The following is a 16,904-nucleotide window of genomic DNA, read 5'->3' as shown; positions in this document are numbered from 1 at the left end:
CGCATCGGCCCCGGGGCCTTACGGGCCCTCCACGCACAAAGCACATCCTGCCGGCCTGCTTCGCGTTGGGCGCGAGGCGCTGTCAGATTCGAGGAGAGTAGTCATGGGTGTCATCGATCAGCTGCGCGAACTGCGCGAATTTGGCGGAAAGCCGCGGACCACGGGCCTTGACGACGCCACCATCGAGCGCATGGCCGCGCTGGATCCACACCTTGTCCAGGCGGTTGCCGACGCTGTCGCACGCCATCGCCAATTGCGCACGGACCTTGGCGATTTCCTCAAGCTGGATGAAGCCGAGCAACTGACCCAGTCACAGCATGAGCTCGTCAATTTCTATCCGGACGACGCGGTGAATCCATACATGCCGGCGGCAGCGCGCGGACCGTGGATCGTGACGCTCAAAGGTGCGGTGGTGCACGACAACGGCGGCTACGGCATGCTGGGTTTCGGTCACAATAACGCTGCCATCGATGCCGCGCTGGCGCGTCCGCAAGTGATGGCGAACGTGATGACCCCGAGCGTGTCGCAAATGCGTTTCGCGCGCGCGCTGGATCGCGAGCTGGGTCGCAACCGCGGCAGCAATCCGTATACGCGCTACCTGTGCCTGAATTCCGGTTCCGAGTCGGTGGGCCTGGCCTGCCGCATCGCTGACGTGAATGCCAAGCTGATGACCGATCCGGGCGCGCGTTACGCCGGACGCACCATCAAGCGCATTGCCGTGAAAGGCGCGTTCCATGGCCGCACCGATCGACCGGCGCTGTATTCGGATTCCTCGCGCCGCACGTATGTGCAGCATCTGGCGAGCTATCGCCATGAAGACACACTGCTGACTGTTGCGCCGTACGACACGGCACAACTGGAAGCCGTGTTTGCCGACGCGGACAAGCATGGCTGGTTCATCGAAGCGATGTTCCTTGAGCCGGTGATGGGCGAAGGCGACCCGGGCCGCTCCGTAACGCCGGCGTTCTATCAGGCGGCACGCGAGCTGACCGAATCGCACGGCTCCTTGCTGCTGGTCGACTCCATCCAAGCCGGCCTGCGTGCACACGGCGTGCTGTCGATCATCGATTACCCCGGTTTCGAAAAGCTGGCGCCGCCGGATATGGAGACCTTTTCCAAAGCGCTCAACGCAGGCCAATATCCGTTGTCGGTGCTTGCGGTGGGCGAACGCGTAGCGGGCCTTTATCGCAAGGGCATCTACGGCAATACCATGACCGCCAACCCGCGCGCGCTCGACGTGGCGTTGGCGACGTTGGAACAGCTTACCGACGAGGTGCGCAGCAACATCCGCATGCGCGGCAAGGAGTTTGTCGACAAGCTCAATGAACTGAAGGATGAACTGGGCGGCCTGATCACCAAGGTACAGGGCACTGGCCTTTTGTTCTCCTGCGAGCTGGCACCGCAGTTCAAGTGCTACGGCGCCGGTTCCACCGAGGAATACCTGCGCGAACGCGGCATTGGCGTGATCCACGGCGGCGTCAATTCGCTGCGTTTCACCCCGCACTTCACGATCACTGGGGCGGAAGTGGACATGGTGATCGATCGCGTGCGTCATGCCTTGCTTGAAGGGCCGCGCAAGAGCGAGGCGCAAGCAGCCTGATTCGAAAGGCCGCTGGCTGGGAATGAGGGTAAAGCGCTGCAAATGGGGCGCTCCTCGTTCCCCTGCTCTTTCGCTCGGCATAGACTGCGCTGGCCGGTACCACGGCCGGTCACCCTCCAGGAGGAAGCATCATGTCCATGCGTCTGAGCCTTCTCTTCGCCAGCGTCTCGCTGGTCTTCGCCACCGCCGCTTTCGGCGCCACACCGCAAAGCAAACCTCTTTCTTCATCGCAGCAGAAAATGGCCGATTGCAGCCACGCCGCCAAAGGCAAGACCGGCGCCGACTACAAGAGCGCCGTCAGCAGCTGCATGAAGGGAGATACCACCGCCGCCGCGCCTGCCAAAATGACGTCCCAGCAGCATATGGCGGCATGTGCCAAGGAAAACGCCGGCAAGAAAGGCGCCGATTACAAGAGTGCGGTCAGCGCCTGCATGAAAGCTCATTGAGGCGTTACTCTCCTCGACATTCCAGGCGCCGCTGAAAACGGCGCCTTTTTCGTTTCCGGCTATGCTTGTGCAAACCCCTTCATGTGCATGCCGGTATGAAGATCGTCGAAGTTCGCCATCCTTTGATTCAACACAAGCTTGGCCTGATGCGCCGCGCCGGCATCAGCACCAAGGAATTTCGTGAGCTGGCTTCGGAAGTCGCTTCTCTGCTGACGTATGAAGCCACCAAGGATCTGGAAACGGTCCAAGCACACATCGATGGTTGGGCAGGCCCTGTTCGCATCGAGCAGATCAAGGGCAAGAAAATCACCATCGTGCCGATTCTGCGTGCTGGCCTGGGCATGTTGCCCGGTGTGCTGGAGCTGATCCCATCGGCAAAAGTAGGGGTAGTGGGCCTGCAACGCGACGAACAGACGCTGCAACCCATGGCTTATTACGAAAAGCTCACCGGCCGCATGGATGAGCGCATCGCCCTGATCGTCGATCCGATGTTGGCCACCGCCGGCACCCTGGTGGCGACCGTAGACATGCTCAAAGCGGCTGGATGCAAGCGCATCAAGGGATTGTTCCTGGTGGCCGCGCCGGAAGGTTTGAAGCGCATCGAGGCCACGCATCCGGATATCGAAATCTACACCGCGGCGATCGATGAGCGGCTCAATGAGCACGGTTACATCTTGCCGGGGCTGGGTGATGCGGGCGACAAAATTTTTGGGACCAAGCAGTTGCCGACGGCGGAATGACGACACGCTAGCGATGCAAAATTACTGCTAACTACGCGCAAATCGATCCGTCGCTTCGATCAATGCATGCGTAATACCCGGCTCGAATGCCGAGTGCCCGGCATCCTGCACGACCCGCAGATCCGCTTGCGGCCACGCGCGATGCAGATCCCACGCGCTGCGCATCGGGCATACCACATCGTAACGCCCTTGCACGATGACCGCCGGAATACGGCGAATGCGCTCCACATTGCGCAACAGCTGATCGTCATGTTCGAAAAAGCCGCCATGCACGAAGTAGTGGCACTCGATGCGCGCAAACGCCAGCGCGAATTCATCCTCGCCACTGCTGTTGATATAGGCCTCGTCCTGATACAGATAACTGGTAGCGCCCTCCCATACCGACCAGGCACGTGCAGCATTCAATCGAACGTGCGGATCGGAGCTGGTCAGACGCCGGTGGTATGCGCTCATCAGATCGCCGCGCTCGGCTTCGGGAATGGCCGCCAGGTAAGCTTCCCACGCATCCGGATAGAGCGCATCACAACCCTTCTGGTAAAACCATTCCAGCTCCCAGCGACGCAACATGAAAATGCCGCGCAGCACGAGTTCCGTCACCTTGTCCGGATGTGTCTGTGCGTAGGCCAACGCCAGCGTGGAACCCCATGAACCGCCAAACACCTGCCAACGCTCGATAGCCAGACGCTCGCGCAAGCGCTCGATATCCGCGACCAGGTGCCAGGTGGTGTTGTCGGTCAACTCCGCATGCGGCGTGGACTTGCCGCAACCGCGCTGATCGAACAGCACGATGCGGTAGACCGCCGGATCAAAAAAGCGCCGGCATTTAGGATTGGTGCCGCCACCTGGTCCGCCGTGCAGGAAGACCACCGGCTTGCCGTTGGGATTGCCGCTTTGCTCGTAGTACAGCGTGTGCAGATCGGAGACCTTGAGCTGACCGACGTCGTAGGGTTCGATCTCCGGGTACAGGGTGCGGCGGTCGTGGGACATGGCGTGGCAGCGTTCGATGAAAGGAGAAGCCCATGGTAAAGGGGAGCGCCATGTAACCCAAGCTCCCTCATCACATTTGCAGCGAGCTTCAGCCTCGGCTTGCAGTTGCAATCGGAGGAGAGAGTAAACACCTCACCCCAGGCAATCCCTGGGTCCAGCGGAGGGATAACCTGAGGCTCAAGCGAACAACTTGCCGGGATTGAGAATCCCATTCGGATCGAACACCGTCTTCACCCCACGCATCAGCGCGATTTCCGCCGCACTGCGCGTGCTTTCCAGGTACGCCCGCTTCACTAAACCAATGCCGTGCTCAGCAGAAATGCTGCCTCCATGTCGGTGCAAGGTTTCCGCCAGTCGCTGGGTGACGTGTTCGCATTGCGCGATGAAGTCCGCATCGGAAAGCGATGCCGGCTTGAGCACGTTGATATGCAGATTGCCGTCGCCAATATGACCGAACCACACCACTTCCATATGCGGATACTCATGCGCAAGCAGCGCTTGTATGTCCTGCAGAAACACCGGTACGGCACCGATGCGTACGGAAATATCATTCTTGTAGGGCTTGTGGGGTGCGAGACTTTCCGTGATGCCTTCGCGCAACCGCCATAGCGCCGCAGCTTGCGCGTCGCTTTGCGCCATCACACCATCGGCGATCAAGCCTTGTTCCAGACCTTGCTCGAATACGGCCAGCGCCACTTCTTGCGCACGCTCGTCCGCTGCATCGAATTCCGTCACGACGTAGTACGGATAATCTCCCTCGATAGCGCGCTGCGCGCCATGTGCAAGCACATGCTTCAAGGCGACGTCGGTAAAGAACTCGAATGCCTGCAACGACAATCGCTCGCGGAACAACGCAAACACCTGCATCAACGCCTGCATGTCCGGCAGTGCAAGCAGCATCACGTGCGACGCCGGCGGCGGATCGGTGAGACGAAGCGTGGCTTCCACCACAATGCCCAGCGTGCCCTCCGAGCCGACCATCAGTTGGCGCAAATCGTAGCCGCTGGAGTTCTTGATCAACCCACGGTTCAGATGCAACAGCTCGCCCAGGCCCGTCACCACCTTCAATCCGGCGATCCACTCGCGGGTGTTGCCGTAACGGATCACGCGGATGCCGCCTGCATTGGTCGCGATATTACCGCCGATCGAGCACGAACCGCGCGCGGCGAAATCGACCGGATAGATCAGACCATGCTCACGCGCGGCTGTGTGCACGGCCTCCAGCGCAATGCCCGGCTGCACGGTCAGGGTACGGTCAACCGCATCGAAACCTAACACCCGGTTCATGCGCGCAAGACTCAGCACCAGCTCGCCGTTGGCCGCCACCGCGCCGCCCGAAAGGCCTGTACGACCACCGGAAGGCACGATGGCCACGCGATGATGGTTGGCCCAACGCACGATCTCCTGCACCTCCTCGATAGAGGCTGGCAGTGCGATCGCCAGCGGGGCCGGGGTCCAGCGCCGGGTCCAGTCGCGACCGTAGTGCTCCAGATCGCCGGGCTCGGTGAGCAGGCGAAGCTCGGGCAGGCGGCTGGACAGGTCGGCGAGGGCTTGCGGGTTCATGGCGGCTCCAGACAGGAAGCCCCAGCCTGACAGCGCTTGCCGGACACGTCTAGTGCTGCAACGCGCAAAAATCTGGCATAGTGTTTGGACTTCCAAATGCCAGGCCATCATGAAGACCTCCTTCCCCAAGCAAGACATCAAGGTGCTGTTGCTCGAAGGCGTAAGCCGCACGGCTGTGGAAACCTTCCAGCGCGCGGGTTATACCCAAATCGAATATCACGCCAAGTCCTTGCCGGAGGAGGAGCTCAAAGCGCGCATTGCCGATGCGCACATCGTCGGGATTCGATCACGCACGCACCTAACGGCTGACGTGCTCGACCATGCCAAGCGGCTTATCGCCGTAGGCTGCTACTGCATCGGCACCAACCAGGTGCAGCTGGATGCCGCCGCAAAGCTCGGCATTCCCGTGTTCAACGCGCCCTACTCCAACACGCGCAGCGTGGCGGAGCTGGTGATCGCCGAAACGATCATGCTGCTGCGTGGCATCCCGCAGAAGAACGCGCTGTGCCATCGCGGCGGCTGGACCAAATCCGCCACCGGCAGTTTCGAAGCACGCGACAAGGTGCTTGGCATCGTCGGTTACGGCCACATCGGCACGCAGGTGGGCGTGTTGGCCGAGAGCTTCGGCATGCGGGTGATCTTTCACGACATCGAAACCAAGCTATCCCTGGGCAACGCGCGCGCTGCCACGAGCCTGGAGGATCTGCTCGAGCGTTCCGATATCGTGACGCTGCACGTGCCGGAAACACCGGCCACCAAATGGATGATCGGTCATAACGAAATCGCGAAAATGCGCAAGGGCGCATTGTTGATCAATGCCTCGCGCGGCACGGTCGTGGATATCGATGCGCTGGCTGACGCCTTGCGCAGCGAGCATATCGGCGGCGCTGCCATCGACGTGTTCCCGGCCGAACCCAAGGGCAATGACGATCCATTCGTCTCGCCGCTGGTGGGCGTGGACAATGTGATCCTGACGCCGCACATCGGCGGCAGCACGCTGGAAGCGCAGGACAACATCGGCATCGAAGTCGCCAGCAAGCTGGTGCGTTACAGCGACAACGGCTCCACCTTGTCCGCGGTGAATTTCCCGGAAGTGACGCTCCCCGAACACCCACACAGCAGCCGCCTGTTGCACATCCACCGCAACGTGCCCGGCGTGCTGTCGCGCATCAACGAGCTGTTCTCCGCCGGCAACATGAACATCGATGCGCAGTTCCTGCAGACCAACCCGGATGTGGGCTATGTCGTGATCGACGTATCCGCCGATGAGCAGCAAGCCGCCGCCTTGAAGGAAAAGCTGAGCGCGATTCCGGGGACTTTGCGCACCCGCCTGCTCTACTGAAAGACAGGGGTCAGGCTGGGGGCCGCATCCAGCCTGAACGCCCTGTTCAAGCGAATCGGCGGTTTTGCCGATAACGCCTTTAACTCGGCAGCCTTTCCACGCGGATTCCTTATGCGTTTTCGATTTCGTGACCTACCTATCGCGGCCCGCCTGTGCCTGCTAGGTGTTCTATTGCTAGCGGCAACTGTCATCGTCGGGTTGGGTGGCTGGCGCGGCTTGGTCCGTACGCACGACCTCGAAGTACGCTCGACCCAGACCGCGGCAAACTTTGCCGCGGCCGTCGACACCGCGCGCGTGGCGCAGGTCGATTTCAAGAAGCAGGTGCAGGAATGGAAAGATCTGCTTCTACGCGGTGCGAATGCCGATGATTTCTCGAAACATCACAATGCCTTTGTCGCACAAGCTCATGCGGTCGATACCGATCTCGCTGCGCTCAAGCAGCAGATGAGCGCGCTTGGCTTAGATACGCACGGTGTGGACGCGGCGCTCAACACGCATGCCGACCTTGGCCTCACATATCTGGCCGCTCTTCAGCACTACGACGCGAAGGATGAGAAAAGCGTCCACATCGTGGATGGTTTAGTGGTGGGTATCGATCGCGCGCCCACCACGGCTATCGATGGGCTGGTCGCCGGCATGAAGAAAGAGGCACAGGTGGCGTCCCAGCGCATCGATGCACAAAGCCATGCGGCGTTCTCCCAGGCGTGCATGCTGCTGGCCTCGGTTGTGCTGAGCGCGGTGATCGCCAGCGTCGTGCTCGTGGGGCTGCTGGCCTATAGCATTACGGCGCCGCTGGGTCGCGCGGTGAAAGTGGCGGAGGCTGTCGCCGGTGGCGACCTTGCCATGGATGTGGTGGCGACCAGCCGTGATGAAACCGGCAAGCTGCTCTGCGCGCTTGCGGTGATGAATAAACAATTGCGCAACGTGGTAGGCGTCATTCGTGCTGGCTCCACCGAGATCTCCGCCTCGACGCGACAGATCGCGATGGGCAATCAGGACCTCTCACAGCGCACTAGCGAGCAAGCGGCTGCGCTGGAGGAAACCTCGACGTCCATGCAAGAACTTACCGACAGCGTCAACGCCAATGCGCGGCATGCGCATGAAGCAAGTTGCCTGGCGGGATCGGCGTCTGATATCGCGCGTCAAAGCGGCGCGGCAATGACCGAAGCGGTAGGCGCCATGGCGCACGTGCAGGACGCCGCCAACCGCATCACTGACATCACCGAGACGATGGAGCGCATTGCCACGCAGACGCATATCCTCGCGCTGAATGCATCGGTGGAAGCGGCGCGTGCAGGCGAAGCGGGCAAAGGCTTCACAATCGTCGCGGCGGAAGTGCAGGCGCTGGCGCGCAGCTCGCGCACAGCATCACGCGAAATCCGCGCGCTGATCGAAGAATCGGCCACCATCATCGGCAGCGGCACGCAGATTATCGGGCATGCCGAATCAATGGTCGGCAAGCTGCTCGACAGCGTCGAAACCGTCACCAAGACCGTGGATGCGATCGCCTCCATGAGCACGCAGCAGGCGAGCGGTATCCAGTTGATCAATCGCGCCGTGCGCCAGATGGACGAAGTCACCCAAAACAACGCAGCGCTGGTGGAGGAAGCCGCGGCCGCCGCCGATACCGTGCAGATGCGCGCACGCTCGCTGGTGGAGAGCGTGGAATTCTTCAAGCTGGAGGGAAAGCAGGCGCCCCCGGGTTCGCCGGCGCCGAAGACAGCATCCGTAAGCTCGCAAGCTTCAACACGCCCCCAGTTGCAAGCTGCCTGAGCCGGTCATCAAGGCCTGACCGCCCTCTTCTGGCCAAGGTGGAATCGGCTCACCCCAGTTTCGAAATAGGCGGCAATCAGCCAGCCACGCGCCAGCCTCCACGCCGCCATAAATGCGTGCGACACTTTTCCCATACTCAGGGAGAGTTCTATGACGCGCACGACGATCGGCCGCCGTTTCCACGGCGGGTGGTTGGTGGGGTTATGCATGGTGTCGATGGCTGGGCTGCTTACCGCCTGCCATCATCAAGAAGGGGGCAAGCCGGCCTTGCAGGGGGCGCCGGCAACAAGCCACTCCGCGGCAGCCCCCGCCAGTCAGCCCTTCGCGCTGCTATCAGCCGGTTCGCAAACCACCGATTCGCGCACGGCCATCAGCCTGCACTTCAGTGCGCCGCTGGCCTCCGCCCAGCCGTTCGACCAGCAGCTCGCCGTCACCGGCCCGAACGGTGAAGCGATCAACGGCAGCTGGGACTTGCAGCAAGACGGCAAGACCCTGAGCTTCCCCTTCGTCTCGCCGAATCAGCATTATGCCGTGGTGCTGCACGCTGGCCTCTTGGCCGCGGACGGACGCACGCTCGGACATGAGGTCAAGCGCGATGTCTACTCCGGCAATCTCACGCCGGCGATCGGCTTCGCCTCGATGGGCAGCGTATTGCCCGCGCGCGGTTCGCGGGGACTGCCGCTGGTTTCGGTCAACGTGGACGATGCGGATATCGAATTCTTCCGCGTGCATGACGACGCATTATCGGATCTGTTCTGCGCGTATCCAAACAACAAGCATCGCAACGATTACGAGCTGCAGCATGACCCATCCCCCTGGGATCGCTGCGAACACGGTGATCGCGCAAAACGCGCCATCACCGACATGGGCGATTCGGTCTACGCCAATCACTACACCCTAGGCGGCGAGCAGAACGAACGCACGATCACCTACATTCCTATCCAGAACATACCGCAGCTGGCGCAGCCGGGCGTTTACATGGCCGTGCTCAAGCAAGGCGGAACGTTTACCGGCGGCTACGATACGGCGATCTTCTTCGTCGGCGACCTGGGCCTGCATCTGCGTGTCTATCACGACAATGCGTTGCTTCACGTTGCTTCGCTGCATGATGGTTCGCCGATGAGCGGCGTGGATATCGAAGTCAACGATGCATCAGGCAATACCAAACTGAAAGCCACCACCGACGACAACGGCAACGCACTGATCGCGTACAAGGTAAACCCTGCCGATGTATTGATCGCACGCCACGGCAAGGATGTTTCCGTGCTGCCGTTCAATAAGCCCGCACTGGATGTTTCCAACTTCGATATCACGGGCCGCCCGGAGGCGCCCTTCGAAGTATTCGCCTGGTCCGGACGCGATTTGTATCGCCCTGGCGAAACCCTGCATGCCTCGGCACTTCTGCGCGACTACGACGGCAAACCAATGAAGCAGCAGGCGCTGTTCGTGCGCCTGAAACAACCCGATGGCCGCAGCCTGGTCGATACACGCCTTGATCCGCACGATCTCAATTACTTCGAACTGAGCCAGGTCATTCCCAGCGACGCACCGACCGGGCTATGGCAACTCGAATTCCGGCTCGATCCGGCCAGCAGAGAAGCCGTGCAGGCGTTCCCCTTCCATGTGGAGGAATTCCTGCCCGAGCGTCTGAAGGTGGACCTCAGCAGCCCGCAAGCGCGATTGGTGCCGAGCGAACCGCTGAAGCTTGCCGTCACCTCCAGTTATCTCTATGGCGCGCCGGCCGATGGCAATCGTTTCACCGCAACGTTGATGGTGAAGCCTGAAGTGCATCCGCTGCCGAACCTGCCGGATACGTTCTTTGGCAATCCGCTGGTCGACCTGCCCAAGGAAGCCAACAACATCCTTGACACCAAGCTCGATGCGCAGGGTCGTCTGGAACAGGACATCGCCCTACCCGATGACGTAAAACCGATAGCGCCGCTGGCCGCGACGCTCTCTGGCAGTGTGTTCGAAACGGGCGGCCGCGCGGTCACTCGCTTGTTGAATCGCGTGTACTGGCCGGCGCCGGAGTTGGTCGGCGTGCGCCCGCTGTTCGACCCCACACAGGGCGCGGAGAGCGAAGGCCGCGCATCGTTCGAAATCATGCGTGCCAATGTGGATGGCAAGCTCGTCGCCGGCTCGCATCTGAAAGTGCGCCTGCAGCGCGAAATCCGCGACTTCTATTGGCTGTACGAACATGGCGACGACTGGAAATCCAACGCCAACGTGCAGTTGCAGCAGGTCGACGAAAAGGATGTGGACGTTACCGCCGGGCAGCGCGTGCAGGTCGATTTCCCGGTCGAATGGGGCGGCTATCGCCTGGAGGTTTATGACCCGGCGACCCAGCTCACGACCGTGTTTCCCTTCTTCGCCGGCTATAGCTGGGACGACGAAAACATCGGCAAGGAAGCTCGCCCTGACAAAGTAAAGCTCGCCCTGGATAAAGCGCGCTATCGTGCCGGCGACACCATGAAAGTCACCGTCACGCCGCCGCACGAAGGCCCCGGCGTGTTGCTGGTGGAATCGGACCATCTGCTGTACACGCAAAATATCGAAGCCAAGGCCGGCGCTACGTTCGACATTCCGGTCACCAAGGATTGGGAGCGTCATGACGTGTACGTCGTCGCGCTCGTATTCCGCGGTGGCGATGCGACCGAACACACGACACCTGCGCGCGCCATCGGCATCGAGCATGTCACGATGGATCGCAATGATCGGCGCATACCACTGAACCTGAGTGCGCCGTCACTCATGCGTCCTGGTAATCCGCTGGATGTCAGCGTGCAGGCGAAGGGTCTTGCCGGCCAACACGCCTACGTCACGCTTTCGGCGGTCGACCAAGGTGTGTTGAATATCACCAATTACCCGGTGCCGGATGCGTGGACGTGGATGTTCGCCAAGCGTGCACTAGGTGTGGACGCCTACGATCTGTACAGCCGCGTGATCGAGGCGATGGACGGCGCAGAAGCAAAACTGCGCTACGGCGGCGACATGAGCGGCAAGGGTCTGCCGCATGCGGCACGCCTGAATCCGAAAGTGCAGATCGTGGATCTGTTCACCGGCCCGGTCGCGTTCGACGCGCAAGGCAAAGCCACGCTGCATGTGCAGGTGCCCGATTTCAACGGCAGCCTGCGCCTTGCCGCGCTGGCCTACAGCGATGATCGCTTCGGCAACGCCGATGGCAACGTCACCGTGCGCGCACCGCTGGTGGTCGAACCCAGCACGCCACGCGTGATGGCCAATGGCGATAAGGCGCAGATCAGCCTGGATCTTAGAAATCTTTCCGGCAAGGATGGCGTCGCCAAAATAAGCGTGAAGACCAACGACGTGATCAAGGTGGATAACGCCACGCGCAACGTACCGCTCAAGGATGGCGCAAACACCACGCTGCTGATGCCCGTCACAGCGCAAGGTGGCGTGGGCGTGGCCACCCTGGATATCCATGCCGAGCTCAACGATTACAGCGTCGACCGGCATTTCGAATTCGCCATGCGACCGGCATGGCCCGAGCAGATCACCACCACACCCATGGCGTTGGAAGGCGCCAAGCCGACGCATCTGGATGGCTCGATGGCGGGTCTCATTCCACAGACCGTGCGCGCACAACTCACGTTGAGCACGCTGCCACCGCTGCCTTACAGCACGGCGCTGCGCAACTTGCTCGATTATCCGTATGGCTGCATCGAACAGACCACCAGCAAGGGCTATGCGGCCTTGTACATGGACGAGAAAACCGCCAAGGCGCTGGGCACCACAGGGCTTTCCGATAGTGCGCGACAGGCTGCAGTCGAAGGCGCCCTGGACCGCATCGCGTCATTCCAGGCCAGCAACGGTCACTTCAGCTTCTGGGGCGGCACCAGTCCCATCGAAACCTTCATCACGCCGTATGTGGTCGACTTCATGCTTGACGCGCGCGATGCAGGCTTCGCCGTGCCGCAGGATGTGCTGCAAAAGTCCCTGCAACGCCTTAGCGATGATCTGCTCGCCGGCGGTCATCCGTATTACGCCTACGAGCATCACGATCACATGCGCATCGCCGATGAAGCGTATTCCGGCTTTGTGCTGGCGCGTGTGAATCGCGCACCGCTCGGCACGCTGCGCGCGATCTTCGACAACGATCGCCAGAAGCTGGTGGCACCGCTGCCGCTGGTGCACTTAGGCATTGCGCTCAAGCTGATGGGTGACAACGCTCGTGCGCAAAAGGCCATCGACGAAGCATTCGCGTGGAACAAGGAACGGCCATGGTACGTCGGGGATTACGGTTCGGACCTGCGCGACCTGGCCACCATGGTCGCGCTCACTCACGCCTACGGGATGAACAAACCCGAATACGACGCGAAGCTCATCGACTGGGCCCGCAATGCCACCGCCAACGTGCGCGCCACGCAGGAGAAAATTCCGTATTACCACTGGTCATGGTCTTACCTGAGCACGCAGGAACAGGTGGCGATCGCGCGCGTGGCGCATACGTTCGATGCGGCGAATCACCCGCCGCTTTCCGCGACGTTGAATGTCAGTGGCAAAACGGAATCCGTACCGCCTAATACGTTCATGTGGACACGCGTACTCACATCGGCGGAAGTCGGCAGTGGCATTACGGTGCAACCGAACGACACATCCACCGTGTTCGCCACCTTCGACATTGCCGGCATCCCGACCAAGGCACCTTCCGCCGACCCGGATCAGGTTGACGTACGTCGCAGCTATTTCACCACCGACGGCAAGCCGTGGACGGGCGATACGCTGAAGGAAGGCGATAGTCTTATCGTCGAACTGACCATCGAAGCGCGTATGAACATGCCCGATGCGCTGGTCACCGACCTGTTGCCCGGCGGCCTGGAAGTGGAAAATCTCAACCTGGGTGGTGCGAAACAGTGGGAAGGTGTGGTGGTGGATGGCATCAATCTGGATCAACACACCGATGCGGCTGACATCGTGCACGAGGAATATCGCGACGATCGTTATGATGCCGCGCTGAAATTGCAGCGTGGTCAGGCGGCACATGTGTTCTATCTGGTGCGCGCGGTGACGCCTGGTACCTACACAGTGCCACCGCCGCTGGTGGAAGATATGTATCGGCCGGCGGTGCGTGGTATTGGCGGGGTCGCACTGACGCAATTGAAGGTGGTGGAGCCGTAATCCTCACACGCCCTCGACTTAAACGCTCCCCCTCCCCTCCGGGGAGAGGGTTGGGGTGAGGGACCAATCTTGCGAAGACATCGCGTTCCTTTGCGCAAAAAACCATGAAGCTTCCTGCAAGCGCGCCGCCTCACCCTAAACCTCTCCCCGAAGGGGAGAGGGGATCGTACGCGCGGCGCTCATATCGCTGGCTACGAGTGCTTCTCATCGCAGTCGTAGCGCTCGCGCTGATCGCAGTGCTGTTGGATCGCATCTTTCCCCTTCAACTTCCCGCCCCCGACACCGGCAGCACCGTTGTGCTCGCGCGCGATGGCACACCGTTGCGTGCGTTTGCCGACAGCGACGGTGTGTGGCGTTATCCGATCACCGCCAAGCAGGTTTCACCGCTCTATCTGCAGGCTCTGCTGACGTACGAGGACCAATGGTTCTATCGCCATCCCGGCGTCAATCCCTATGCACTGCTACGCGGTGTATTCGGTGCGCTACGCCACGGTCACGTAGTTTCAGGCGGATCCACGTTAACGATGCAGGTGGCACGCATCATTACGCCGATTCCGCACACCGTTCCCGGCAAACTGGTGCAGATCTTCCGCGCGTTGCAGTTGGAAGCACACCTGAGCAAGGCGCAGATTCTCGATCTCTATCTCAACCATGCTCCGTTCGGCGGCCCGATCCAGGGTGTCGAGGCCGCATCCTGGGCTTACCTGGGTAAACCGGCCAGCCGGCTGTCGCATGCCGAAGCGGCGTTGCTTGCGGTGTTACCGCAATCGCCCAGCCTCTTACGCCCCGATCGCCATCCGGATGCCGCGCGCCGCGCACGCGACAAGGTGCTCAAGCGCATGCGCGACAAAGGTTTATGGAGCGACGCGCAACTGCGCGATGCCGATATGGAGCCGGTCGTGGCGCGCTCGTTGCGCGCGCCGCTGGATGCCGCGCTCCTGGCTGAGCGGCTGCATCAACAGCAGCCGCAGGCGCGTCGCATCGTCACCACCATCGACGCCAACCTGCAACGCGCGGTGGAAGATCGCGTCAGCGATTACCTTTCGCGCCTGCCATCACGCACATCGGCCGCGGTGCTGGTGGTGGACAATGCCACGCTTGAAGCACGCGTGTATGTGGGTACGGCGGCGTTTGCCGATCCGTCGCGTCTGGGCCATGTGGATATGGTGCGCGCGCAACGTTCGCCCGGCTCCACGCTCAAACCGTTTTTGTATGGACTCGCGCTCGACGATGGGCTGATAACGTCGCAAAGTTTGCTGGTGGATGCACCGCAGGATTTCGGCGGCTACAAGCCTTCCAACTTTGACGATGCGTTCAATGGCCCGGTCAGCGTCGCTGACGCTTTGCAGCGGTCGCTCAACGTTCCCGCGGTGGATGTGCTCGATCACGTCGGCACCAATCGTTTCGTCGCGCGTCTTGCCAACGGAGGCGTCGATTTGAGCTTACCGCAAGGTGCACAACCTAATCTCTCCATCATTCTTGGCGGCGCATCCACGCGCCTGGAAAACCTGGTGGGTGCCTATACCGCGTTCGCCAATGGCGGGGTGGCGGGTGCACCTCGTTATCTGCCCGACGCACCCAGGCAGGCGCGTCGCCTGCTTTCTCCAGGGGCGGCCTGGATCATCCGTGACATACTTTCCACCAATCCCGCCGATGTCGAAGGCGCGCCGCTGGAAGGAACGATCAGTCAGCACGACACCGTTGCGTGGAAGACCGGCACCAGTTACGGCTACCGCGATGCGTGGGCGATCGGTGTCACGGACCGCTGGACGATTGGCGTGTGGATCGGCCGACCCGATGGCACGCCATCGCCAGGCCAATACGGTGCAGTGACATCGCTGCCATTGATGTTTGCCGTGGTCGATATGCTGCCCAACGGCGGCGACCATGTGCATGCCGCGCAGCCAGCCACTGTGCGCCAGGTGGATATCTGCTGGCCACTGGGCGGCTTGGCTGCCCATACGCCGCCCGTACTCTGTCGTAAGCAACGCAAAGCGTGGGCGCTCGATGGCGCCATACCGCCCACATTTGCCGAGCGTGATGTCACCGCGTGGTCATCCGGCCTCGTCATCGTGCGCGTAGATGCGAAAGGGCGGCGTCTGAGCGCTACATGTCATGGCAAGAGTGAGCACACGATGCAGATTGCACGTTGGCCCGCCCTGGCGACGCCATGGCTGAGCGTCGACGATGCGGCGCAAGCGGCGCTGCCGCCGCTTGCGCCAGGATGTGCGCCCGATTCGCTGGATGTCGCCAATCCAATTCGTATTGTGGGCCTGAGCCAGGGTACTCGCCTGCGGCAGGCGCCCAACAGTACGCAACCATTGCATGTGACCCTGCAGGCATTGGGCGCAAGCGGCGACGTGCAGTGGTTGCTGGATGGTCGCCTGCAGGGAAGCAGCCTTGGCGACGCGAAAATGCAGCTCAACCTGCCCCAGCCTGGCGATCACCGGATTACCGCATTGACCCGTAACGGCGCCTTCGCTCAGTTGGCGGTGTACGTGGAGAAATCATAGATTCCCTTCCGCGCACCTGCGGGCGCCGTCGCGGGTTTCATCGCTTGACGCGCTCGGCAGGTGCTCGTTTGGGCTTCGCTTTGGCAGAACGTGCAGCAGACGTTTTCTTTGAAACGACCTTACTGCGCCTGGCACTGTCTGCTGGCGCTGCATGCCGTTGCTGGTCACGCAGTTCTTCACGAAACGCCGCGGCATAGCTTTTCAATTCCGCCTTTTTGCTAGCGGCCAGCGTCTTGTCACGCGCCAGATGCTGCTGCATCCGGTGCAGCAAGTCGTAGTCGTGATAATCGCGATACGGCTTAAGGTCGAGATCCTCCGGCACCTTGGTCAGGCGCTCGTCGCCAATGCGCTTTACATACTTCTGCATGAAGCGGTCATAGGCTTTCCAAGTAATGCGCTGCGCATGTATGGCGGCTTCCTCTGCGCGCGTGGCGATCTGATGCGCATGCAGATAGTGCAGGCCGAGCTGATCGATGAGTGTCTTTTCCACTTCCTCATGCAGAATGAGGAAGCGATCCACCTCAATAGTGCGTCCACGAAAGACAAAGGACGTGGGCAGATGACGATCAATGTAGATCGTCTTGCCATCCTCGCTGTAACCGGCGAGATAGGGGATGTCGTGTTTGCGATCGAGCTTCTTCACCCGCCGCAGGATCGCGTCCAGCGCACGATCCATCATCAACGAAGAGATGTACCAGTCCGGCGCTTTCAGCTTTACGTGCGGTGCGTTGGGGTGACAGGTGTTCGACGGCATAGCGGCAGCTCCTTATCGCGCAAAGGTGTGCCGAGATTAGGGCCTAT

The 16,904-nt window shown here is 61.2% G+C and carries 10 protein-coding genes; 7 read left to right on the top strand and 3 right to left on the bottom strand.

What is annotated here, in order from left to right; genetic code table 11:
- Positions 1 to 103 precede the first annotated feature (103 nt).
- The 3 genes from DWU98_RS01665 (at position 104) to upp (ending at position 2,786) form a co-directional block, all read left to right on the top strand.
- Entirely contained in the window at positions 104 to 1,600 is a 1,497-nt protein-coding gene (locus DWU98_RS01665) for an aminotransferase class III-fold pyridoxal phosphate-dependent enzyme (protein ID WP_115493728.1), read from the top strand.
- A 131-nt stretch (positions 1,601 to 1,731) separates the two neighbouring features.
- A complete protein-coding gene (locus DWU98_RS01660; RefSeq protein WP_115493727.1) occupies positions 1,732 to 2,046 on the top strand; it encodes a PsiF family protein in 315 nt (104 codons plus the stop codon).
- Positions 2,047 to 2,141: 95 nt separating this feature from the next.
- The gene (gene upp, locus DWU98_RS01655) at positions 2,142 to 2,786 is read left to right on the top strand and encodes a uracil phosphoribosyltransferase (RefSeq protein WP_115493726.1); all 645 of its coding nucleotides are present in this window, start codon (positions 2,142 to 2,144) and stop codon (positions 2,784 to 2,786) included.
- A gap of 27 nt (positions 2,787 to 2,813) precedes the next feature.
- Here the strand turns inward: upp and pip are convergent, their stop codons facing one another.
- Both pip and DWU98_RS01645 read right to left on the bottom strand, forming a co-directional pair.
- A complete protein-coding gene (gene pip, locus DWU98_RS01650; RefSeq protein WP_115493725.1) occupies positions 2,814 to 3,773 on the bottom strand; it encodes a prolyl aminopeptidase in 960 nt (319 codons plus the stop codon).
- 177 nt (positions 3,774 to 3,950) lie between these two features.
- On the bottom strand, positions 3,951 to 5,336 hold the full coding sequence (locus DWU98_RS01645) for an FAD-binding oxidoreductase (protein WP_115493724.1): 1,386 nt from the start codon (positions 5,334 to 5,336) through the stop codon (positions 3,951 to 3,953).
- A 109-nt stretch (positions 5,337 to 5,445) separates the two neighbouring features.
- Here DWU98_RS01645 and serA point away from each other — a divergent pair, with 109 nt between their 5' ends.
- The 4 genes from serA to pbpC all read left to right on the top strand — a co-directional run bounded on the left by serA (position 5,446) and on the right by pbpC (position 16,103).
- Complete coding sequence (gene serA, locus DWU98_RS01640; protein WP_115493723.1) at positions 5,446 to 6,678, top strand: phosphoglycerate dehydrogenase; 1,233 nt, start codon at positions 5,446 to 5,448, stop codon at positions 6,676 to 6,678.
- 111 nt (positions 6,679 to 6,789) lie between these two features.
- Positions 6,790 to 8,451: a methyl-accepting chemotaxis protein gene (locus DWU98_RS01635; protein ID WP_115493722.1), complete on the top strand. Its 1,662-nt coding sequence runs from the start codon at positions 6,790 to 6,792 to the stop codon at positions 8,449 to 8,451.
- A gap of 207 nt (positions 8,452 to 8,658) precedes the next feature.
- Positions 8,659 to 13,590, top strand: coding sequence for an alpha-2-macroglobulin family protein (locus DWU98_RS01630; RefSeq protein ID WP_230474657.1), 4,932 nt, complete (start codon positions 8,659 to 8,661; stop codon positions 13,588 to 13,590).
- A 104-nt stretch (positions 13,591 to 13,694) separates the two neighbouring features.
- The gene (gene pbpC, locus DWU98_RS01625) at positions 13,695 to 16,103 is read left to right on the top strand and encodes a penicillin-binding protein 1C (protein ID WP_115493720.1); all 2,409 of its coding nucleotides are present in this window, start codon (positions 13,695 to 13,697) and stop codon (positions 16,101 to 16,103) included.
- Positions 16,104 to 16,140: 37 nt separating this feature from the next.
- Here pbpC and DWU98_RS01620 read toward each other — a convergent pair whose 3' ends face one another.
- A complete protein-coding gene (locus tag DWU98_RS01620) occupies positions 16,141 to 16,779 on the bottom strand; it encodes a hypothetical protein (protein WP_230474613.1) in 639 nt (212 codons plus the stop codon).
- Between the last annotated feature and the right edge of the window lie 125 nt (positions 16,780 to 16,904).

Source organism: Dyella monticola, assembly GCF_003363155.1.
In the GTDB taxonomy this organism is placed as follows: domain Bacteria; phylum Pseudomonadota; class Gammaproteobacteria; order Xanthomonadales; family Rhodanobacteraceae; genus Dyella_B; species Dyella_B monticola.
This window is presented reverse-complemented; position numbering and strand designations above follow the sequence as displayed.

Bases quoted from the DNA above. Each gene is read 5' to 3' on its own strand.
- DWU98_RS01660 (WP_115493727.1), top strand. From the start codon at position 1,732: ATGTCCATGCGTCTGAGCCTTCTCTTCGCCAGCGTCTCGCTGGTCTTC.
- pbpC (WP_115493720.1), top strand. From the start codon at position 13,695: ATGAAGCTTCCTGCAAGCGCGCCGCCTCACCCTAAACCTCTCCCCGAA.
- upp (WP_115493726.1), top strand. From the start codon at position 2,142: ATGAAGATCGTCGAAGTTCGCCATCCTTTGATTCAACACAAGCTTGGC.
- DWU98_RS01665 (WP_115493728.1), top strand. From the start codon at position 104: ATGGGTGTCATCGATCAGCTGCGCGAACTGCGCGAATTTGGCGGAAAG.
- DWU98_RS01635 (WP_115493722.1), top strand. From the start codon at position 6,790: ATGCGTTTTCGATTTCGTGACCTACCTATCGCGGCCCGCCTGTGCCTG.
- serA (WP_115493723.1), top strand. From the start codon at position 5,446: ATGAAGACCTCCTTCCCCAAGCAAGACATCAAGGTGCTGTTGCTCGAA.
- DWU98_RS01630 (WP_230474657.1), top strand. From the start codon at position 8,659: ATGGTGTCGATGGCTGGGCTGCTTACCGCCTGCCATCATCAAGAAGGG.
- DWU98_RS01620 (WP_230474613.1), bottom strand. From the start codon at position 16,779: ATGGATCGTGCGCTGGACGCGATCCTGCGGCGGGTGAAGAAGCTCGAT.
- DWU98_RS01645 (WP_115493724.1), bottom strand. From the start codon at position 5,336: ATGAACCCGCAAGCCCTCGCCGACCTGTCCAGCCGCCTGCCCGAGCTT.
- pip (WP_115493725.1), bottom strand. From the start codon at position 3,773: ATGTCCCACGACCGCCGCACCCTGTACCCGGAGATCGAACCCTACGAC.